Origin of the sequence: Pseudomonas sp. 58 R 3 (assembly GCF_900006605.1) — a bacterium.
GTDB classification, from domain to species: Bacteria; Pseudomonadota; Gammaproteobacteria; order Pseudomonadales; family Pseudomonadaceae; genus Aquipseudomonas; species Aquipseudomonas salomonii.
Map to the genome: position 1 here is coordinate 23327 of NZ_CVTT01000015.1, position 20470 is coordinate 43796.

18 protein-coding genes and 2 pseudogenes are annotated in these 20470 nt (G+C 61.0%); 14 read left to right on the top strand and 6 right to left on the bottom strand.

Going from position 1 to position 20470, the window contains the following annotated elements:
* Nucleotides 1–7 precede the first annotated feature (7 nt).
* Complete coding sequence (locus tag BFP92_RS01845; protein ID WP_065911363.1) at nt 8–259, bottom strand: CsbD family protein; 252 nt, start codon at nt 257–259, stop codon at nt 8–10.
* A 132-nt stretch (nt 260–391) separates the two neighbouring features.
* Complete coding sequence (locus BFP92_RS01850) at nt 392–1888, bottom strand: PAS domain S-box protein (protein ID WP_065911364.1); 1497 nt, start codon at nt 1886–1888, stop codon at nt 392–394.
* 171 nt (nt 1889–2059) lie between these two features.
* Here BFP92_RS01850 and BFP92_RS01855 point away from each other — a divergent pair, with 171 nt between their 5' ends.
* From BFP92_RS01855 to BFP92_RS01890, 8 genes are all read left to right on the top strand, one after another.
* Nucleotides 2060–3028 (top strand): hypothetical protein, encoded by a 969-nt coding sequence (locus BFP92_RS01855; RefSeq protein WP_065911365.1) that lies wholly within the window; start codon nt 2060–2062, stop codon nt 3026–3028.
* A 117-nt stretch (nt 3029–3145) separates the two neighbouring features.
* Nucleotides 3146–3766 carry a transglycosylase SLT domain-containing protein gene (locus tag BFP92_RS01860; protein WP_017138992.1) on the top strand — a complete coding sequence of 207 codons (621 nt, stop codon included), beginning with the start codon at nt 3146–3148 and terminating at the stop codon, nt 3764–3766.
* Nucleotides 3767–3860: 94 nt separating this feature from the next.
* A complete protein-coding gene (locus tag BFP92_RS01865; protein ID WP_065911367.1) occupies nt 3861–4205 on the top strand; it encodes an FKBP-type peptidyl-prolyl cis-trans isomerase in 345 nt (114 codons plus the stop codon).
* Between the two features lie 13 nt (nt 4206–4218).
* Nucleotides 4219–4800, top strand: coding sequence for a GNAT family N-acetyltransferase (locus tag BFP92_RS01870; protein WP_065911369.1), 582 nt, complete (start codon nt 4219–4221; stop codon nt 4798–4800).
* 560 nt (nt 4801–5360) lie between these two features.
* Nucleotides 5361–6077 (top strand): MgtC/SapB family protein, encoded by a 717-nt coding sequence (locus BFP92_RS01875; protein ID WP_056858056.1) that lies wholly within the window; start codon nt 5361–5363, stop codon nt 6075–6077.
* A gap of 262 nt (nt 6078–6339) precedes the next feature.
* Nucleotides 6340–6987, top strand: a complete 648-nt coding sequence (locus tag BFP92_RS01880; RefSeq protein ID WP_065911371.1) for a response regulator transcription factor — start codon at nt 6340–6342, stop codon at nt 6985–6987.
* Between the two features lie 6 nt (nt 6988–6993).
* Complete coding sequence (locus BFP92_RS01885; protein ID WP_065911373.1) at nt 6994–10620, top strand: transporter substrate-binding domain-containing protein; 3627 nt, start codon at nt 6994–6996, stop codon at nt 10618–10620.
* A gap of 134 nt (nt 10621–10754) precedes the next feature.
* Nucleotides 10755–11177, top strand: a complete 423-nt coding sequence (locus tag BFP92_RS01890; protein ID WP_056858053.1) for an ANTAR domain-containing protein — start codon at nt 10755–10757, stop codon at nt 11175–11177.
* Here the strand turns inward: BFP92_RS01890 and dkgB are convergent.
* Nucleotides 11174–11992 carry a 2,5-didehydrogluconate reductase DkgB gene (gene dkgB / locus BFP92_RS01895; protein WP_065911375.1) on the bottom strand — a complete coding sequence of 273 codons (819 nt, stop codon included), beginning with the start codon at nt 11990–11992 and terminating at the stop codon, nt 11174–11176. The genes BFP92_RS01890 and dkgB overlap by 4 nt on opposite strands.
* 275 nt (nt 11993–12267) lie before the next feature.
* Between dkgB and BFP92_RS01900 the strand changes: the two genes are divergently transcribed.
* A complete protein-coding gene (locus BFP92_RS01900; RefSeq protein ID WP_065911377.1) occupies nt 12268–12663 on the top strand; it encodes a carboxymuconolactone decarboxylase family protein in 396 nt (131 codons plus the stop codon).
* Between the two features lie 9 nt (nt 12664–12672).
* Here BFP92_RS01900 and BFP92_RS01905 read toward each other — a convergent pair whose 3' ends face one another.
* The 3 genes and pseudogenes from BFP92_RS01905 to BFP92_RS32275 all read right to left on the bottom strand — a co-directional run.
* Nucleotides 12673–13503, bottom strand: coding sequence for a hypothetical protein (locus BFP92_RS01905; RefSeq protein ID WP_065911379.1), 831 nt, complete (start codon nt 13501–13503; stop codon nt 12673–12675).
* Nucleotides 13504–13813: 310 nt separating this feature from the next.
* A pseudogene (locus BFP92_RS01910) lies at nt 13814–14298 on the bottom strand (cupin domain-containing protein).
* A gap of 34 nt (nt 14299–14332) precedes the next feature.
* Nucleotides 14333–14790, bottom strand: a pseudogene (locus BFP92_RS32275) (NAD(P)-binding protein); the annotation flags it as partial.
* Between the two features lie 181 nt (nt 14791–14971).
* Here BFP92_RS32275 and BFP92_RS01915 point away from each other — a divergent pair.
* From BFP92_RS01915 to BFP92_RS01935, 5 genes are all read left to right on the top strand, one after another.
* Nucleotides 14972–15610 (top strand): TetR family transcriptional regulator C-terminal domain-containing protein, encoded by a 639-nt coding sequence (locus BFP92_RS01915; RefSeq protein ID WP_065911381.1) that lies wholly within the window; start codon nt 14972–14974, stop codon nt 15608–15610.
* A gap of 150 nt (nt 15611–15760) precedes the next feature.
* Nucleotides 15761–16552, top strand: a complete 792-nt coding sequence (locus BFP92_RS01920; protein WP_065911382.1) for an enoyl-CoA hydratase/isomerase family protein — start codon at nt 15761–15763, stop codon at nt 16550–16552.
* Nucleotides 16553–16583: 31 nt separating this feature from the next.
* Nucleotides 16584–17744, top strand: a complete 1161-nt coding sequence (locus BFP92_RS01925; RefSeq protein ID WP_065911383.1) for an acyl-CoA dehydrogenase family protein — start codon at nt 16584–16586, stop codon at nt 17742–17744.
* Nucleotides 17745–17762: 18 nt separating this feature from the next.
* Entirely contained in the window at nt 17763–19871 is a 2109-nt protein-coding gene (locus tag BFP92_RS01930) for an acetate--CoA ligase family protein (RefSeq protein ID WP_065911385.1), read from the top strand.
* Nucleotides 19861–20470 (top strand): thiamine pyrophosphate-binding protein (locus BFP92_RS01935; protein ID WP_275656393.1); only part of this gene is annotated, 610 nt, incomplete at its 3' end. The genes BFP92_RS01930 and BFP92_RS01935, both read left to right, overlap by 11 nt.

Genomic DNA, 20470 nt, shown 5'->3' on the forward strand with positions numbered 1-20470 from the left:
GGCCTCCTCAACGACGACGCAGCAACAGGCCCACAAGCAAACCGATACCGGCAACGACAGCCACGGTCGTCAGGGGTTTGTTTTTGGCGAAATCACCGACGGTCTCCAGCGCGTCGCCGTACGTTTGCTGCAGTTGACCTGCCGCCTGACGCGCCACACCTTCAGCGTGCAATTGATCATCGCCGGTGAGGTCGCCGATAACGCCCTGGGCCTTGCCGGCAACTTTTTCTACGGCGCCTTTGACTTGTTCGCTTTTCATCGTGCTTTCCTTGGAAGAGATCAAACCATTTCGGCACGGGACCATAGGCCCTGTACCCACTCTTCAAGGTTAAGCAGCACGCGTCAGTGCAATAAGGCGAATTTGCACTGGTCGCACTAGTGCATTTGCACTCTAGGGTTTGCTTTTGATGCGCAGTTCGCCGGCAAACAAGCCACGCTCCCTGGCCCACACAATGGCCGCGCTGCGGCTGTGCACGCCGAGTTTGGAGTACACCGTGGCCACATGGTTACGCACCGTGTTGGGTGCAAGTTTCAGGCGCGAGGCAATCTCTTTGTCGGCCAGGCCTTCGCAGATCAGACCCAGCACATCACGCTCACGGGCGGTGAGGTCGGTAAAGGCCACGTTCGGCAGGTTGGGGCTGTTGACGCTCTTGGCGTTGGCCAGCTTCTCGATCAGGGTCTGGCTGAACCAGGAGGCGTCCTGCATCACTTCCTCAATGGCCGCCACCAGCTCAAGCTCCGAGCGTTTGCGTTCGGTGATGTTCATCAGCACCAGCAGGTAGCAGGGCACGTCCTCGATAATCACCGTGTCGGCGGAGACCACGCAGTCGATCACCTCGTTGCCTTTCTTGCGCACCTTGAGGTCCTGGCCTTCGAGGTTGCCGGCGTTTTCCAGGGTAGTGAACAATTGCGCTCCCGCCGGTGCGCTGTCGATGAAGTGGATGTCCTCGACGTTCTTGCCGATCAGTTCTTCGCTGGTGTAGCCGGTGATGCTCATGAACGCTTCGTTGATATCCACCACTTGCCGGTTGGCGGCGTTGCACACCAGGGTCGGCACCGGTGTCAGGCGGAAGGATTTGGCGAAACGTTCTTCGCTCTGGCGCAAGGCGGTCTCGGCCTTGCGCCGTGGCTCCAGGTCGGTGAAGGAAAACAGCATGCAGTCTTCCTCGTTCATGTCCAACGGCTGGCCGGCGACGATTACCAGTTTGCTGCCGCCTTCGGGCAGGCGCAGCTCGGCCTGCATCTGCGGGATGGTTGCGCCTTCGCCCAGGCGCTGGATGGCCAGGTCCTTGCGATCGGCGTGTTCCAGCACGTCCAGTTCATACACGGATTTGCCGATGACCTGGTCGCGGTTGTAACCGGTCATCTCCAGGAAACCCTGGTTGACCTTGATGTAGCGCAGGTCGCTGAGACGGCAGATCACCGCAGGTGCCGGGTTGGCGTTGAAGGTTTTCTCGAAACGTTGTTCTGCGCTGGCCCACTCGGTGGCGTCGCTGAGGATCAGCACCAACAGCTCCGGTTCGCCGTGGGCGTCCGTCAGCACCAGGCTGCGCAAGCGGTGCACCCAACGGCGGTCTTCGTCGTCGGCGGGGGTGACTTCCACCACCACATCGCTGAATTCTTCACCGGCTGCTACTCGGCTGAGCGGGTAGCTGTCCAGGGGCAAGGGATGGTTGTTGCGATAGCGCAAGGCGAAGCGCTTGGCGTATTGCTCGGTATTGGCGCCGAGCTGCTCCACCTCACTGACCCCGTGCATGGTCAGCGCGGCTTCGTTGGCCCACAGAATGGTCTGGTCGACTTCGGCCAGGATCACACCGTCCGATAACCCGGAAATGATCTGCTGCAATTGGCGGCGGTTGGTTTCTTTGGCAAGAACGTCCTGTGTCATGGTCTCTCCGGGGATGGGCGCATGAAGGGTACGACACCCAGGCATCAGGATAGTGCACACAACGTGCCCCTTGCGGGGTGCGAATGCACCAGAGGCTCTGGTGCATTTGAGCGGGGACGACCGGCAGCGGCCTCGCCAGACTGATACGGTCAACCACTCAAAGGATTAATCATGACAACTGTCTATGAAACCAACCGTTCACCGTTTCGCGTGTCCTGGAGTTCTGTGCTGGCCGGCAGTGCAATTGCCCTGGTGACCTACCTGGTGCTCAGCGTGCTGGGCACGGCCATTGGCGCGAGTGCCGTCAACCCGATGGAAGCGGGCAACCCCCTGAGCGGCTTCGGCACGGGTGCAGGGATCTGGCTGTTTGTTTCCACCCTGGTGGCCGTCGGCCTCGGCGCCTTTGTGGCCGGGCGCACTGCACCGGACCGTGGCGGCCTGCACGGCTTACTGACCTGGACCTTTACCACCTTGCTCACCACCTGGCTGCTGGCTGGTCTGGCCGCCAGTGTGGTCGGCACCGCCGGTAATGTGGTGGGCAAGGGCTTGTCCGCCGCCGGCAGTGGTATCGCCGCTGCTGCGCCTGGGATCGGCAACAGCATCAAGCAGCAGTTGAACGAGCAGGGTATCCAACTCGATTGGAACAGCCTGCAAGGCCAACTCGACACCTTGCTCAAGCAGAGCGGCAAGCCTGAGCTGGACCCGGCCAACGTCGAGCAGAAAACCGACCAGGCCGCCGCCGACGGCAAGCAATCGGCCAAGGACGCCGCGACCAACCCTGCCCAGGCCGGTGATGAGTTGAAGCAGTGGTTCGAACGCGTCAAAGCCTCCGGCGAGCCTGCGTTGAATGCAGCGGACAAAGACGCGCTGGTCAACATCGTGGCCGCCCGTACCGGCAAGAGCAAAGCCGAAGCCACCCAGATCGTCGACAACTATGCCCAGGCTTATCAGCAAGCGATGCAAAAGGTCGATGAGCTCAAGCAGCAAGCCGAGCAGAAAGCCCGTGAAGCCGGTGAAGTGGCGGCTAAACAGCTGTCCCGCGCAGCCTGGAGCACCTTGGCCATGTTGCTGTTGGGCGCAGCGTTGAGCTTCTTTGTGGGTCGTACCGCACTGACCACGCGTCGCGTGCCGTTGGCTTAAGCTGAACATGTGCGGCAGGGACGCCGCCTGTGGGCACAGTGGATAACTCGCTCACCCCTGCGCCCTAATGAATGCGTAAAATACCGGCTTTTTACGCGTATCACGCAAAGGTGCACTTTGAGCGCAGGCAAAGCTGTCGGGCTGTTATTACTCACTTCACTGCTGGCGGCGTGCGGTACTTCACCGCCACGCACGCCAAACGACATCTGCGGCATCTTTCGTGAAAAAGACGATTGGTACGACGCCGCCAAGGTCACGCAAAAGCGCTGGGGCGTGCCGATCCAGGTGCCGTTCGCGATCATGTATCAAGAGTCGGGCTTCCGCCAGGATGCCAAGACCCCGCGCAAATACCTGCTATGGATTATCCCCTGGGGGCGCGTGTCGACCGCCGAAGGCTATTCCCAGGCCAAGGATGAGGTGTGGAACGACTACCGCAAGAGCACCGGCCGCAGTGGTGCGAGCCGTCAGGATTTCGACGACTCCATCGACTTTGTGGGTTGGTACATGGACAAGACCTACACCATCAACGGCGTGTACAAATACGACGCCTACGGCCAATACCTGAACTACCACGAAGGCTGGGGCGGCTATCGCCAGCGCACCTATGCGGCCAAAGCCTGGCTGCCGCCGGTGGCGAGCAAGGTGCAGGCGCGCTCGCAGATGTACGCGGCGCAATATGCGCGTTGCAAGGATGATCTGGGCCGCGGGTTCTGGAGCCGGTTCTGGCATTGGTTGTAATGAACGATCGGCATGAGGGTGTGGCGAGGGCGCACTTGCCAAGCTCACTCTATTGCGGGAAAACCCAAGTCTTTACGCATCCAACGAGAGCCCCATGAGCAACGATGAACTCCAGATCGCCGACACCCGGCAGGGCACCGGCAAAACCGTGGTCAAGGGTGCGCTGATCACCACCCAATACACCGGCACCCTCGAAGACGGCACCGTGTTCGATTCGTCCTGGGAGCGCGGCAGGCCGTTCCAGTGTGTGATCGGCACCGGGCGTGTGATCAAGGGCTGGGACCTGGGCTTGATGGGCATGCAGGTCGGCGGCGTGCGCACGCTTTTTGTGCCGGCACACCTGGCTTATGGCGAGCGTTCGATGGGCGCGCATATCAAACCCAACAGTAATCTGCGTTTTGAAATCGAGTTGCTGGAAGTGCTGACGCGCGACGATTAAAGGGAAAATAAACATGGAAGTTGGTTGCTCACTTGAAGGTATTCGAGTGGTTGAACTGCATGACGGCGACGCGGGTGAACTGCAGTGTTTTTTTGACCAGGCACCCGAGTATTTCATCGCGGTCAACGGTGAACCGGCATCACCGACCGAAGCGCACGAAGAGTTGCAGGGCTGTTTGCCTGCAGGTTGGCGTTGCAGCCGGATGTACTGGCTGGGTTATCGCGATGCGCAGGACTCACTGGCTGCCGTGGTGAACATCGCGGCAGATTTGCTGGCCGTCGGCGTGTGGCATATCGGTTTGCTGCTGGTGCATACGCGCCTGCACGGCACTGGGTTTGCGCGACAACTGCATGCCGATCTTGAAGCCTGGGCGGTGCGCAACGGTGCCCAGTGGCTGCGATTGACGGTGGTGGTCGGCAATACCAAGGCCGAGCGCTTCTGGCCCAGGCTTGGGTATGTGCAGGTGCGCACGCGTGAAGGCATCAGGATGGGACGGCAGGTGAATACAGTGTCAATTCAGGTCAAGGCGCTGGCAGGTGGGCAGATGGACAATTACCTGAAGCTGGTTGAGCGGGATCGGCCCGATATGTCGTAATAGCGGACGTACACAGTTCTTGTGGGAGCTGGCTTGCCTGCGATGACGCAATATCAGGCAATAAACCTCCAGCAGACAGACCGCCATCGCAGGCAAGCCAGCTCCCACACTTGATCTTCAGTTTCTGAACTCACCCTGAACAATCCATCCAAACGCCATCGGTAAATTTTCCTACGGTTTACTCACTCCAAAACGCGGGGTAAACTCCGCGCGTTTTCATCAATAGCGGAGACCCTCAGTGGGTACTTGTTCGAGCGACAGTCGTCGGCCGGTTTCGGTAACCGGCATCTACTTGGCAAGGTAACGCGCATTTTTCCTGATGCCGTTGTCTCGCCTCAAAAAGCGAGAAGCGGCATTCCGGCAGCGGCCAGTCCTGGCAGTTGCCTGCATCCCTCTCATCGACGCTGACCAGCACCTCAAATCACTTGGGATGCTACGCACGCGCCTGCCTTTTACGGCGGGCGGGCCAAGCTGACTGTGCCTTTACAACGGGCACGGTGCAGTCGGTCGTACCTGCACGAAGGTTTCCGGCATGCGCAGCAGTCATGGAGATTTTTCTTATGCAGGCAATCAACAACATCAACCTCAACTCCCTGGTCGATACCGTGGTCAGCCTCACCGCGGCGTTTATCCTCGGTGGTTTGATCGGCTTCGAGCGCCAGTACCGCCAGCGTACGGCGGGCTTGCGCACCAACGTGCTGGTGGCGGTGGGCGCGGCGATCTTCGTCGACATGGCCAACCGCCTGGGCGGCGCGGAGGGCGCGGTGCGAGTGGTCGCGTACGTGGTGTCGGGCATCGGCTTTTTGGGCGCGGGCGTAATCATGCGCGAAGAAGGCAACGTGCGTGGGCTCAACACTGCCGCCACACTTTGGGCGTCGGCGGCGGTGGGGGCGTGTGCGGGGGCTGATCTGATCCTTGAAGCACTGTTGGGCACCCTGTTTGTGCTGGCGGCCAACACCTTGCTGCGGCCGATCGTCAATAACATCAACCGCCAGCCACTGGACGTGGTGTCGGCGGAGGTCACCAACATCCTCTATGTCATCGCCCGGCGCAGCCAGCAACAGGCGGTGATGGTGCTGCTGGAAGCCGAACTGGCGCGCTGCAACTACCCGGCCAGCGACGTTGATGTGCGGCCGTTCGGCAGCGAAGAGGTGGAAATCGAGGCCACCCTGGCCGCGACCTCGGTAGACGGCGACGAACTGGACGCGCTGGTGGCGCGTATTTCCACATCGAGCCTGGTCGTGCAGGCGTTCTGGAGCCCGAGCACCACCGACTGAGAAGCGTGCGCAAGCGCTATTTTGCGAGGAAAAGTCTTACATATGATTGGGATTCCCCCTTCGGTCAATACGTTATTTCGTTGTTAAGGTTGCGCACTTGCAGCTGGCCGGTGGTCACGGTTCGGCTACATGTGCTCGGCATGACTTCGATCGAAGGGGCCACCTGAGTGAAGGCAGTGCCACTGGTCGGCACTGTCATTTCTCACAGGTACCTGTGTCCCGCGTGATGTGTAAGGGTACTTATTCTTCTCAGGGTAGTGATATGAGCAAAGCGTCAGTTAGTGGGAACAAAGTATTAATCGTGGACGACCATCCGTTTATACGGGCGACTGTCAGGTATTTGCTCAAGTGCGAAGGCTTCACTGACATTGAGGAAGCCGGCACGGGGGCGGACGCGCTTCAGAAGGTTAGAGAATGGTGCCCCGTCTTGATTATTCTCGACTTGGCCATTCCAAAACTGGGTGGGCTGGAGGTGATCGCCCGAGTCAAGGCGCTGGGGGCGCCCTGCAAGATTCTGGTATTGACGTCGTATCCGCCGGAGTTTTTTTCCACCCGGTGCATGCGTGCCGGCGCCATGGGGTTTGTTGCCAAGACCGGAGAGCTGGAAGAGCTGCAAAAAGCAATCAAGGCGGTGATGTCCAACTACAACTGTTTCCCTAGCCTGCCAAGCAGTTCGGTGCGCCGTGACGATTTGCAGGCCACCGAGCAAGAACTGGTGCATTCGCTGTCGGATCGCGAATTGGCCGTGTTGAGGATGTTGGCGTTGGGTTACACCAACAACAAGATTGCCCTGGATATGCTGCTGAGCCACAAGACCATCAGTACCTACAAGACTCGACTCAAGGAGAAGTTGCGGATGTCTTCTGTGGTGCACATGGCCAAATTTGCCCAGCGCAATCATCTGATCTGATTCGACATGATCCTGGCCCTGGTTCGACGATTCATCCTGATGGTGTCGATGAGCCTGCTGCCGCTGTTCGCTGTTGCCCTTGATGAGCCGCACACCTTGCGGTTGCTGGGGCATTCGAGCCTCGACGGGCATGACGCGCCCGTGGTACTGGGAGACGCTGACTGGCACTGGCTGCGTGAGCGGCGCACCCTATGGATGGGGGTTTCCGCGCCCGATTACGGGCCTTTCGAACTGACCAACAACAACGATGAGCTGGAAGGTATCACCGCCGACTATGCCCAGTTGCTTGCCCAGGCGCTCAACGTCAGCGTTGAAGTGCGCCGCTATGACACGCGTGATGAGGTGATCGAAGCGCTCAAGCAAGGCTCCATCGACTTCCTGGGTTCGGCCAACGGGTTTGAGGCGGGGGACCCGCAACTCGTCCTGTCGCGCTCCTATGCCAATGACCAGCCCGTGCTGGTCACCCGTACCGGAGACACCCAGTCCCTGAGTGTCGACTTGGCCGGCAAGCGTGTGGCGATGCTTTATCACTACATGCCGCCCGATGTGGTCGAGGCGTTCTACCCAAAGGCCCATGTGGAGCTGTTTGCGTCGGTCTTCGAAGCCATCGGCGCCGTGGCCTTTGGCCGCGCCGATGTCTACCTCGGAGATGCCATCACCGCGCACTACCAGATCAATCGCAACCACCTCAACAACGTACAGCTGGCGGACTTTTCGACCTTGGAGTCCAACGCCTTTGCGTTTGCGGTGGGCCGGGACAATATCCGCCTGCTGCGCATTATCAACAGCGCGCTGAGGTCGATCCCGACTAACCAGCAGCTGGATATCGTGCGCCGTTGGAGTGCTGGCAATCTTGGCGTCCTGGGGGCTGAGCGACTGCACCTGAGTACCAGCGAGCAACGCTGGCTGGAAAAACACCCACGGGTGAGGGTGGTGGCGTCCGACCAGATGCTGCCGTTGGCATCCTTCACGGCACAAGGGCAATCAGAGGGCTTGAGTGCGGACGTTCTCTCCCGGATCAGCCTGCGCACCGGCTTGAAGTTCGATGTGGTCCCGGGCGGCACGATGCCCCAGCAAATCGAGGCGGTTCGTTCGGGCCGGGCGGACATGATGGCGGTGGTCACGCCCAGCATCGAAGGTTCTGACCAGGTGCGCTTTACCCGGCCCTATTTGACCAATCCGCTGGTGCTGGTCACCCGTACCGACACGCCTGGCACCATGACCCTGGAGAATATGCTGGGTAAACGCCTGGCAATCCCCAGCGGCAACGCGCTGCGTGAAGTCATCAATCGCGACTATCCCGGTATCCAGTTTGTGGAGGCGAAGAACCCTACGGATGCCATGGCCCTGGTCGCCAGCGGCAGTGCCGAGGGCGCCGTCAGTTCGCTGATCTATGCGCGTTACCTGATCGCCTTTGAGTACCGCGACCGCTTGCACGTTACCAGCACCGTCGGCTCTGAACCCGTGCGCATGACGTTCGGGGTCAACCGGGGTCAGCTGGAGCTGTACTCGATACTGGACAAGGCGTTGCTGAGCATCCCGCCCCAGGAGATGGATGAACTGATCAGCCAATGGCGCACCGATGTGATCATCGAAGACCATTGGCTGCGCCACCGCAGCACGATTATCCAAGGGTTCGGCCTGGCGGCGGTATTGCTGCTGATCACCCTGGGGTGGGCGATTTACCTGCGCAGCCTGATACGCAAGCGCGCTCAGGCCGAGCGGGCGTTGAGCGACCAGATGCGCTTTATGGGCGTGCTGATCGACGGTACGCCCCACCCCATCTACGTACGTGATCGCCAGGGCCGGCTGATGGCTTGCAACAGTGCTTACCTGGATGTGTTTGGCTTCAAGCTTGAAGGGGTGATTGGCAAGACGGTGATCGAAACCGACACCGGCAACCCGCCGCAGGCCCAGTCATTCCATGAGGATTATCTGCGCTTGATGGAGCGGGGCGAGCCGCAGATTCATGATCGGGTGCTCAGGTTGCCTGCGGGCAAGGTGTTGACCATTTACCACTGGATGCTCCCGTACCGTGATGGCGACGAAAATGTCGTGGGCATGATTGCCGGCTGGGTGGATGTGAGCGAGCGCCAGCGCTTGCTGGGCCAGCTGCAGGAGGCCAAGGAGGAAGCTGACGCCGCCAACCGTGCCAAGACCACGTTCCTGGCGACCATGAGCCACGAAATCCGCACCCCCATGAATGCGGTGATCGGCATGATTGAGCTGGCGCTGGCCAACGCCGAACAAGGGCGTGCCGACCGCGATGCCCTGGAAGTGGCCTCGGTGGCCTCCCATGGCATGCTGGAGCTGATCGGCGACATTCTGGATATTGCCCGAATCGAGTCCGGCCATCTGTCATTAGCCCTTGAACCAGCCAACCTGCATGAACTGTTGACGTCGGTGGCACGGGTATTTGAAGGGTTGGCGCGCGCGAAGGGCCTGGCGCTGCAAGTCGAGCTTGACCCGCAAATGGATCGCGCGGTGTTGATCGACCCGTTGCGATTCAAGCAGGTGGTGTCCAACCTGCTGAGCAATGCCATCAAGTTTACCGACCAGGGCCGGGTGCGCTTGGGCGGGCGCTGCGGGTTGGCATCGGACCCCGGCCAATTGGACCTCACCTTATGGGTAGAAGACACCGGCATAGGCATCAGTGCCGAGGACCAGCAGCGGCTGTTCAACCCGTTTATCCAGGGCAGCAATACCGAGCAATCGGCGCGCAGCGGCTCGGGCCTGGGGTTGGTGATCAGCCGCACGTTGTGCGAAATGATGGCGGGCAATCTGCAGTTGAGCAGTATGCTGGGGCAGGGGACGCGGGTGGACGTGGCACTCACATTAGCGACGACAGCGACAATAACACGCGAGGTTTCGGCCACGCCGGCACCCACCCGGCCCGTGCGTGTGTTGAACATTCTGGTGGTAGATGACTACCCGGCCAATCGCCTGCTGCTGGCTCGGCAGCTGAGCTTTCTGGGACACCGCATCTGCACTGCCGAAGACGGCGTCCAGGGCTTGGAGCGCTGGCAAACCCAGCGGCCCGATGTGGTGATCACCGATTGCAACATGCCCCTCAAGGATGGCTATGCCTTGGCGCGTGAAATCCGTGCGCAAGAGCATGAGCAAGGCTTGCACGCCTGTCTGCTGCTGGGGTTTACCGCCAATGCCCAGCCCGAAGAAACCGAGCGCTGCCGGCAGGCGGGCATGGATGGTTGCCTGTTCAAGCCTGCCGGGCTTGAGGACTTGCGCTCGGCGCTGAGCGCCTATGCGCTCGGGCCTGAGTCACCCGGCGCTGAGCCGGGGTTTGATTTGACGGCTTTGACCGTCGTAACAGGGGACGATAGCGCCGCGCTCAAGGAGCTGTTGGGCGCCTTGCTCGACAGCCTGAAAGCAGACCGTGCGATATTGGCATTGCCGCTACGCCAGCACAGTTTTGGCGAGCTGCACGAACTTGCGCATCGCGTCAAAGGAGGGGCGCGAATGGTCAAGGCTGAGACGTTGATCGCCTGTTGCGAAACATTGGAGGCGGTGTGTGAGCGGCACAAGCGCAGTGCATTGGCCGTGGCGGTTAAAGCGATAGACGCGGCGATTGCTGATTTGCACCAGCGCATGGATGCTTATTGCAAGCAGCTCTGACCGCCGTTGAGGGGTATTCGGTAGATTTGGGAGAACTCCTACATGAAGGGGGAATATGCCTGATTTTGTCTTCGGTATATGTCTGGAAAATGGGTGACGCTCACTGACGAGCGCTGCCAGCCCAGGGGTTCGCCATGCCGAACAAAGCACTGACCATCCTGATTGCCGATGAACAACACCTGCAACGACTGTATATCGAAAAAATGCTCAATCAATTGGGTTACCACCGGATTGTGCCGGTGCAGACCTATCAGGAAGTCCAGATACTCACCGCGATCCCGGCCGAACCCTTCGACGTGTTGATCATTAATGCGGGGCTGGCGCAGCAGGCTTGCGGGCCGCAGCCGCAGGTGCGGCATGTGCTGCTCTACGACCATCAGGACCTGGGCAGGTCGACGGGTACAAAGTCTGCCGTACTGGTGCGGTTGCCGGGTGTGCCGGACAACGTCAATCTTGAACATTTCATGGATATCATCGACCCACCCGAGGCCACGACGGGCCTGCGGGTGTTGCCGTGGCTGCGGGAGTTATCGCGCAAACCCCTGGCCGGGGTTTAGTCCCACTTCGGCGCAATGCCCTTGGGGCTGGTCAATCGATGGCCGCGCTCCAGGGCGGCGATTTGCGCCATATCGGCTGCGCTCAAGGTCAGGTGCAGGGCCTCGAGATTGCTTTGCAGGTTGGCGCGTTTGGTCGACGACGGGATCACCGCGTAACCCAATTGCATAGCCCAGGCCAGCGTGACCTGCGCCGGTGTGGCTTGATGGCGTTCGGCGATCTGCTGGATCACCGGGTCTTTGAGCACTTCGCCGTAGGCCAGGGTCATGTACGACGTGATCTGGATACCCTGGGCGGTGGCGAAATCCACAACCTTCCGGTTTTGCAGGTAGGGGTGCAGCTCGATCTGGTTGGTGGCGATGTTCTCGGCACCCACCGCAGCGATAGCCTGCTTCATCAGGTCAATGGTGAAGTTGGATATGCCGATCTGGCGGGTCAGGCCCAGGCGCTTGGCTTCCAGCAACTGGCCCATGAATTCGGCGACCGGCACCTGGCCTTCCGGCGATGGCCAGTGGATCAGCGTCAGGTCGAGATAATCGGTTTTGAGTTTGCGCAGGCTTTCGCGCAGGCTCGCAATCAACTGGCCTTCGGCGAAATTGGCGATCCAGATCTTGCTGGTGATAAACAGCCCATCACGCGCTACGCCGCTGTCGGCAATGGCTTTGCCGACATCGGCTTCGTTCTCGTAGATTTGCGCGGTGTCGATGACGCGGTAGCCCAGTTCCAGGCCGGTGTTCACAGAATCGATCACCACCTGGCCTTGCAGGCGGAAGGTGCCGAGGCCGAAGGCGGGGACGTTTGGGGTTGGGGTAGACATCAGTAACTCCAGAAGAGGTGTGAACAATGGAGTCGAGTATCCCCCCGTCGTTCACTCGGAAAAACCGCCCATTGCGAAAAGGACTCTTAACCACAAATCACGAATGCCCATGGTCTTGCTGCGGTGAGGGGGCGGTGCCTTGCGCGCCCGTTCACTAAAGCATGGGTTCGCATGACCGTTGGTCAACTTTGTCACCCGAGGTTTAGCGGCTTCACTTGCCAGCAATGGGTACGGCGCGGTATTCCAGAATGCTCTATGCCAGCCTTGGAAAGACCATGACCCAACACCTCACCGAATACGCCGATGCCAGCCCTGAAGTGCGCGCGGTCTACGACGACATCATGCAAACACGCAAGGTCGACCAGGTGAACAACTTCTGGAAATGCCTGGCTGCCCACCCGCCGACATTGCGCCGCACCTGGGAAGGCCTCAAGGAAATCATGGCACCGGGAGCACTCGACCCGCTGACCAAGGAGTTGCTGTATGTGGCGGTCAGCGTGACCAACAATTGCCCGTATTGCATCGCCTCCCACACCGCCGCCGCACGCAAGGCCGGCATGACCGACGAGATGTTTGGCGAGTTGCAGGCCGTGGTCGGCATGGCCAACGAGACCAACCGCCTGGCTACCGGCTACCGTGTGCCGGTGGACGATATGTTCAAGTGGCCGTGATACCCAGCCTCATGCGCAGATGCGCGGGGCTTCTACCGGGCGGCGCGCAGGGCGGTGGTGATGGAACTGCCCCTGCTGCGCCTTTCGGCTTCTGCGGGACTGGGAACGGGTCCATGTGGTGAAGTCAAAGCGAGTGGCCGACACGACGTTTTCCTGAACCAGCAGAATCGGCCTGGGGCGGTTTATAGAAGAGTAGTGAGTGTGGAGCGTGACCTCCAATGTGTCCTTGTCCCGGTAACCACTGAGTATGGGCACCAGGCTGAACCCCTGGCCAATGCCTTCGGACTCCGAGGGCGTGCCTGCGAACAATACAATCCCGACATAGACCTTCCTGTCGCTTAAACTGAACATGCACGGCACGCACTTGACGATGGATTCTCTCAATAAAAGCTTGAATGGCGTGCCCTCAAGAATACCCAGCGAAAGCACGTGGTAGAGCTGCGTGTCGGTTTCCAGCTTCAGCATTCTCTTCTTCATGCGTACATAAAGCCTTGCCCAGAAAAAGGGAATCGCCAGAGCGGTCATACCCGCCTGCAACATGAAAACCCAAAGCATGCAGTTTTTCTCATTGGCAATGTCGAGTTCTACCAATAACGTACCCAGTTTTTGGCTGTAGTCCGCCGCAATTTCATGCCCTGCGATAAAGGCCGTTTGTTTTGACAACGTCAGCAGTGCAGCACTTAAAAACGTGGCAACGATCAGGCAGAGCATGCCGAGCCTGGCTACCTGCAGGTAAAGCAGTTGTCCCTGGAAGCGATGCAGGCGCAAGTAGAAAAACGGGTGCCTGAGGCAGACCAGATAGCCACTGACCAGTAACGGCACAATGATCAGCAGGCCCATGAATGATCGGACTCCATTTTTTGTACTTGGCGCACAGCGTCCTTGTAACCCTCTGACGCAATAACCTCATCGATGTCCAGGCCGATGCCTCCACGTACGAGCTTCCAGGTTTTACGGGATTTGACATCCCTTACTCGATCCCAATCATCCTGAGTCGGTTTCCCAAACAACAAATGCAATAAAGACATGGCGACAACCTCGAAAAGAAGTAGCCATTTTTATAGCAAGCGACAGGGCGCCTCACCACTGATGGCAAGCCGCGCCACTGTCGTCGGTTCCCGTAGGAAACGTCTGCATTTGCGCCGGCGGCCTAAAATGTCGGGGGGGTAATCACCCAGATCACCACTGTATCCACCTTGCCCGGGTTGCCATACCGGTGCGGCTCGCTGCTGGCAAAGCTGAAACTGTCGCCTTCAGCCAGCCGGAAATGCCGCTCACCGACCCACAGCTCAAACGTGCCGCTCAACACTAACCGGCTTCTTCGCCTTCATGGCTGTAGCTTTGCTGGCTGTAGGTACTGTAGGTACCGGGTGGAAAGCATGCGTGCAGCATCTCCAGTTGGTGGTTGGGCAACGCGGTCAGGAGTTGGTCGACGATGCCATCTTCATAACGGATGCTTTGACGATTGTTTTTGCGTACCACATAGCCTTCATCCGCTGGGGCAGGGGCGGCCTCGCTGGCAAAAAAACACTGGATGGTCACGCCCAGGCTGCGGGCGATATTGAACAGCTCCGGGATCGATGGGTACGCCAGTTCGGTCAGCGTCAGGCCGCGTGCCTTGCGCAGGCCGCGAATGCGGGTGCCGGAAACAGTGGATGCGGTTCGTCGTTCAGAGTTTCCACGCTACCTTGAGTCCTTCGTAGATCGCCTCTTCGGCGGTGCGCGGCGCCAGGCAGTCGCCGATGCGATCAAACGGCACCAGCCCCGCAAGCTCCGCGCCCAGGGTGTCCACCGGCTGATGGCCCAGGCACAACACCAGGCCGTCGATATTCTCCAGCAGCATCGGTTCGCCAACTGCGCCAACAACACCTGCCCGCCCAGCTGTGCGCTGGCCTCAAACAGGGTGACGTCATGGCCGCGCTGGGCGGCCACGGCGGCGGCTTTCATCCCTGCCGGGCCACCGCCGACCACCATGATACGGCGGCGCTTCAACGTCGGTTGCAGGTGGCCAAACTGCAGCTCGCGCCCGGTCTCCGGGTGCTGGATACAGGCGATTGGCAACCCCTTGTGAAAGTGACCGATACAGGCCTGATTGCAAGCGATGCACGCGCGCACATCCTCGGCGCGCGCACGGTGATAGGCGATCAACTGCGCATTGACCCGGTTATCCGTCGGCATCGAAGTGTCATGCCCGCTGGACATGATGCGGTTCTTCAGGCGCGTTGCTGCGGATGCTGGATCGGGTGTCGCCCGGTTACCGTGACTGAGGTAGAGTCGTTCCGCCGACTCAACCGAAGGACACCGCCCCATGACCCAGGAATCGCGTTTCTCCCGCATGGAGCCGCAATTGCGCAAGGCCAACCTGGTCCAGGCGACGCTCACGTGCCTCAAGCGTGACGGTTTTCAGGGCGCTTCGATCCGCAAGATCAGCGCCGAGGCCGGGGTGTCGGTCGGGCTGATCAGCCATCACTATTCGGGCAAGGATGAGCTGGTGGCCGAGGCCTATCGCACCATCACCGCCCAAGTCATGAGCCTGTTGCGCGAGACCATGGCCAAGGCGCCGCCGCAGCCGCGTGAGCGTTTGTCGGCGCTGTTTCGTGGCTCCTTTTCGGCTGAACTGCTCGACCCGCAATTGCTGGATGCCTGGCTGGTGTTCTGGGGCGCGGTCAAGACTGCACCGGCGATCAACCAGGCCCACGAGCATTCCTATGGCGAGTACCGCACCATTATGCGTTCGGCGTTGGCGGACATGGCCATAGAGGAAGGCTGGGAGCAATTCGATGCTGATTTGGCCGCCATCGGCTTGAGCGCGTTGCTCGATGGGTTGTGGCTGGAGTCGGGGCTCAACCCCGGCACGTTCACGCCGCAGCAGGGCATCCAGATCTGCGAAGCCTGGGTCGACGGCCTGCAAGGCGGCGGTCGCGCGCGCTACCAGCTCAAAGCCTGAACCTTCCCTTCAGCGCCTGAACGCTCTTTTCGAGCGTTTTTTTTCGCCCTGAAAATATTTGCAGTTTGCCGATTGCCTCCTTGCTGAACACTCGTTTAGTATCTCGCCATGTCGTACCCCTCACGCCAATTAAAATAATTCGAGGAAGCCATGACTACCGATTCGCCCGTGCTCACTCTGGTGCAAGCTGGCGTTGCCTGGATCACGCTCAACCGTGGCCCGCAGCGCAATGCACTCGACATCCCGACGCTTAAGCACCTGCATGCCGTGCTCGAAGCGTTCAACACCGACCCCAGTGTGCGCGTGGTGGTGCTTACCGGCAGCGGCCGCAGTTTTTGCGCCGGTGCCGACCTGGCTGAGTGGGCCGACGCCGAGTCCTGTGGCGCCCTGGAAACCTACGGCTGGACCGAAACCGCTCACGCCCTGATGAACCGCCTGCACACCCTCGACAAACCTACGCTTGCTGCGATCAACGGCACTGCCGTCGGCGCCGGCATGGACCTGAGCCTGTGCTGCGACCTGCGTATCGCCGCCCAATCGGCGCGCTTCAAGGCCGGCTACACCCGCATGGCGTATTCGCCGGACGCTGGCGCCAGCTGGCACTTGCCACGCCTGATCGGCAGCGAGCAAGCCAAGCGCCTGCTGTTTCTCGATGAGCTGTGGAGCGCCGAGCGCGCACTGGCCGCCGGGCTGGTGGGCGAAGTGGTCGCCGATGAGCAACTGCACGCTCACACGGGCGAGCTGGCCACGCGCCTGGCCAACGGCCCCACCTTCGCCTTCGCCCAGACCAAAACCCTGATCCGCGAAAGCGCCGGGCGCAGCCTGCCTGAACAGCTTGAGGCCGAACGGGCCGCCGGGCTGTTGTGCGGGCGCAGCGACGACGGCGCCGAAGCGCTGCGTGCCTCGATGGAAAAACGCCTGCCGGTTTTCTCCGGTCGCTAAGCCCACACAGGAAGCACACACAGGTAGCGCCATGAATTTCCAACTCAGCCAAGAACAAGACATGTTGGTGGACGCGGTACGCAGCTTTGTTGCCAAGGAATTGTTGCCCCATGAGGACGCGGTGGACCGCGCCGACGCGGTGTCGCCCGAGCTGGCCGCGCAGATTCGCGACAAGGCTGTCGCTGCCGGTTTCTACGCCTTCAACATGCCCGAAGAGGTGGGCGGTGGTGGCCTGGATTACCTGTCGCAAGCGCTGATCGAGCGTGAGTTGTCCAAGGTCTCGTGGGCGCTGCATGTGTTTGTCGCGCGCCCGTCGAAGATCCTGATGGCCTGCACCGGCGCGCAGGTCGAGGACTACCTGTTGCCGTGCGTGCAAGGCAAGAAAATCGACTGCTTTGCGCTGACCGAACCCGGCGCCGGCTCCGACGCCAACGCGATCAAGACCCGCGCTGTGCGCAGCGGCGATGACTTTGTGATCAACGGCAGCAAGCACTTCATCAGCCACGCCGGCCACGCCGATTTTGCCATCGTGTTTGCCGTGACCGACACCTACGAACACAACGGCCGACAGCGCAATGCGGTGACGTCATTTCTGGTCGATCGCGATACGCCCGGCTTGACCATCCGCCGCGGTCCCAAGTGTGTGAGTAACCGTGGTTATCACACCTATGAAATGTTCTTCGACGACTGCCGTGTGCCCGCCTCCAAAGTGCTCGGCGAAGTCGGTAAGGGTTGGGAAGTGGCCAATGCCTGGCTCACCGCCGGGCGCGTGATGGTGGCTGCCAACTGTGTCGGCCAGGCCCAGCGTGCGCTGGAGGTGTCGCTGCAATGGGCGGCGGACCGCAAGCAGTTCGGCCAGCCCATCGGCACCTACCAGGGCGTGAGTTTCAAGCTGGCCGACATGGCCACGCAGATTCGCGCCGCCGAGCTTCTGACCCTGCACACCGCCTGGAAGATGGACCAGGGCAGCATGACCGATGGCGAGGCCGGCATGGCCAAGCTGTTTGCCAGTGAAACCCTGGGCAAGGTGGCCGATGAAGCCGTGCAGATTTTCGGCGGCATGGGCTTGATGGACGAAGGGCCGGTGGAGCGCATCTGGCGTAACGCGCGGATCGAACGGATCTGGGAAGGCACGTCGGAAATCCAGCGGCACATTATTGCCCGTGAACTGTTGCGGCCGTTGTTGCGCTGATCGGCGCGGAGAACGCTTATGTCCCAGGCTATTGGCGACAACCTCAAGCGCCTGCTGGCGCCCCGGCACCTGGCTTTTGTCGGCGGGCGCAGCATGGCCCGCGCCCTCAAGCGCTGCGCCGACGGCGGTTTTACCGGGCCGATGTGGCTGGTCAACCCGCAGCATGACCGCCTCGACGGCATCCCGTGTGTGCGTCGGGTCGCCGATTTGCCTTACGGCCCGGATGCGGTGTTTATCGCGACTAACCGTGAGCTGACCTTGGCCTGCGTCGCCGAACTCGCCGCCATCGGCACTGGCGGCGCCATTTGTTACGCCTCCGGGTTTGCTGAAACGGGCGCCGATGGTGCGGCCTTGCAACAGCAGCTGGTTTCTGCGGCGGGCGACATGGCCTTGCTCGGCCCCAACTGTTACGGCCTGCTGGACTACTTGCACAGCGCCGCGCTGTGGCCGGTGGCCCACGGCGGCAAGGCGGTAGAGAAGGGCGTGGCGGTGCTCACCCAAAGCGGCAACTTCGCCTATAACCTGTCGATGAGCGACCGCTCGCTGCCCATTGCGTATATGGCGTCGGTAGGCAACCAGGCACAGTTGGGGGTTGCCGAGTTGATGGACGTGCTGCTCGATGAGCCGCGCGTGACCGCCATCGGCCTGCACCTGGAAGGCTTGAAGAATGTGCCGGGGTTTGCCCGCGCGGCGCACAAGGCGCTGGAAAAAGGCATCCCGATTATCGCGCTGAAAACCGGTGTGTCGCAGATCGGCGCCGAGCTGGCCCTGAGTCATACCAGTTCGCTGTCTGGCTCCGATGCGCTGTACGACAGCCTGTTTGCGCGCCTTGGCGTGATCCGCGTGAGTGGGCCGGTGAGTTTTGTCGAAACCCTGAAAGCCGCGGCTTGCGGCAATCTGCCGGCCGGTAATCGCCTGATCGCATTGGCCTGTTCCGGTGGCGACGCGGGGCTGATTGCCGACTACGCCGAGCGCAACCAACTGGCCTTGCCAAAACTCGACCAAGGCCAGCGCGCCGAGCTGGCGCAGGTGCTGCCCAGCTACGCCAACCTGGTCAACCCATTGGACTTCACCACCGCCATCTGGGGCGACCGCGCAGCGCTCGAATGCCTGCTCGAGACGGCCCTGCGCACTGACGCCGATGCGGCGATGCTGGTACTGGATTACCCGGCCGAATTTACCGGCGAGCGTAAGGAATGCGACCTGTTGCTGGAGTTGTTTTGCGCCGCGCTCAACCGCCATGGCAAAACCGGTTTTGTCACCTCGGCCTTTCCCGAATTACTGCCCGCCCATGCCCGCGAACGCCTGCATGCCCACGGCATTGCCGCGCTGCAAGGCGTGGAAGATGCACTCGCCGCCTGGGGGCGGATTGCCGATTATCAAAACCATCGTCGTGTGTTGCTCGAGCGCGGCGAGTCGATCCTTGCCCCGCTGTGCCCGCAGCCGCTTGCGGGCCAAGGCCTGGCGCTGGATGAATGGGTGTCCAAACAGGCCTTGCGCGCCTTTGGCTTGAGCACGCCTGCGGCGGTGCTGAGCACGCCAGGGCGCGCCATCGCCGACGCCAAACTGTTGGGCTACCCGTTGGTGCTCAAGGCCGTCAGCACCGACCTGCCGCACAAAACCGAAGCCGGGGCCGTCGCGCTGAACCTGCAGGATGGCTTTGCCCTGACCGCCGCGCTTGTGCAAATGCGCGGGCAGATTGCCGCCTATGCGCCGGGCGTGGTCTTCGACCAACTGCTGCTGGAGGCCATGGCTACCCAGCCCTTGGCCGAGTTGATCGTGGGCATCAAGCGCGAAAATAACTTTGGCCTGGCCCTGGTGATTGGCGCCGGTGGCGTCCTGGTGGAGTTGCTCAAAGACAGCCGCAGCCTGCTGCTGCCGACCACCGATGAGGCGATTCGCAACGCCGTGCTCAGCCTGCGCAGCGCGGCCTTGCTGCAAGGTTTTCGCGGGCGTGAAGTGGCGGATATGGATGCGTTGGTGGCGGCCATTCGCGCGGTGGCCGACTACGCCTGCGCCAACGCCGGGCAGTTGCTGGAGCTGGATGTGAACCCATTGTTGGTCAATGCCCACGGCACGCTGGCGGTGGATGCGTTGATTCGCCTAGGAGATGAACATGCAAGATAAGATCCTGACCGGCGGCCAGGCCCTGGTGCGGTTGCTGGCTAATTATGGCGTCGACACGGTGTTCGGCATTCCGGGTGTCCACACCCTGGAGCTGTATCGCGGCTTGCCCGGCAGTGGCATTCGCCATGTGCTGACGCGCCACGAGCAGGGCGCCGGTTTTATGGCCGACGGCTATGCGCGGGTCAGCGGCAAACCGGGCGTGTGTTTTGTGATCACCGGGCCCGGCGTGACCAATGCCGCTACAGCGATTGGCCAGGCCTACGCCGACTCGATCCCGATGCTGGTGATCTCCAGCGTCAATCACACCGCCAGCCTCGGCAAAGGCTGGGGCAGCCTGCACGAAACCCAGGACCAGCGCGCCATCACCGCGCCGATCACCGCGTTTTCGGCGGTGGCCTTGAGTGCCGAGGATTTGCCCGAATTGATCGCCCGCGCCTATGCGGTGTTCGACAGCGAGCGCCCACGGCCGGTGCATATTTCGGTGCCGTTGGATGTGCTGGCAGCGCCGATCAGGCGCGACTGGAGCCATGAAGTCGTGCGGCGTCCGGGGCGCGGCCTGCCACCCGCTGACGCGCTGGAGCAGGCCGTGGCCAAGCTCG

Coding starts and splice junctions, on each gene's coding strand:
- BFP92_RS01875 (WP_056858056.1), top strand. CDS start 5,361: ATGCAGGCAATCAACAACATCAACCTCAACTCCCTGGTCGATACCGTG.
- BFP92_RS01900 (WP_065911377.1), top strand. CDS start 12,268: ATGACCCAACACCTCACCGAATACGCCGATGCCAGCCCTGAAGTGCGC.
- BFP92_RS01920 (WP_065911382.1), top strand. CDS start 15,761: ATGACTACCGATTCGCCCGTGCTCACTCTGGTGCAAGCTGGCGTTGCC.
- BFP92_RS01850 (WP_065911364.1), bottom strand. CDS start 1,888: ATGACACAGGACGTTCTTGCCAAAGAAACCAACCGCCGCCAATTGCAG.
- BFP92_RS01870 (WP_065911369.1), top strand. CDS start 4,219: ATGGAAGTTGGTTGCTCACTTGAAGGTATTCGAGTGGTTGAACTGCAT.
- BFP92_RS01845 (WP_065911363.1), bottom strand. CDS start 259: ATGAAAAGCGAACAAGTCAAAGGCGCCGTAGAAAAAGTTGCCGGCAAG.
- BFP92_RS01915 (WP_065911381.1), top strand. CDS start 14,972: ATGACCCAGGAATCGCGTTTCTCCCGCATGGAGCCGCAATTGCGCAAG.
- BFP92_RS01890 (WP_056858053.1), top strand. CDS start 10,755: ATGCCGAACAAAGCACTGACCATCCTGATTGCCGATGAACAACACCTG.
- BFP92_RS01930 (WP_065911385.1), top strand. CDS start 17,763: ATGTCCCAGGCTATTGGCGACAACCTCAAGCGCCTGCTGGCGCCCCGG.
- dkgB (WP_065911375.1), bottom strand. CDS start 11,992: ATGTCTACCCCAACCCCAAACGTCCCCGCCTTCGGCCTCGGCACCTTC.
- BFP92_RS01855 (WP_065911365.1), top strand. CDS start 2,060: ATGACAACTGTCTATGAAACCAACCGTTCACCGTTTCGCGTGTCCTGG.
- BFP92_RS01925 (WP_065911383.1), top strand. CDS start 16,584: ATGAATTTCCAACTCAGCCAAGAACAAGACATGTTGGTGGACGCGGTA.
- BFP92_RS01905 (WP_065911379.1), bottom strand. CDS start 13,503: ATGGGCCTGCTGATCATTGTGCCGTTACTGGTCAGTGGCTATCTGGTC.
- BFP92_RS01885 (WP_065911373.1), top strand. CDS start 6,994: ATGATCCTGGCCCTGGTTCGACGATTCATCCTGATGGTGTCGATGAGC.
- BFP92_RS01880 (WP_065911371.1), top strand. CDS start 6,340: ATGAGCAAAGCGTCAGTTAGTGGGAACAAAGTATTAATCGTGGACGAC.
- BFP92_RS01865 (WP_065911367.1), top strand. CDS start 3,861: ATGAGCAACGATGAACTCCAGATCGCCGACACCCGGCAGGGCACCGGC.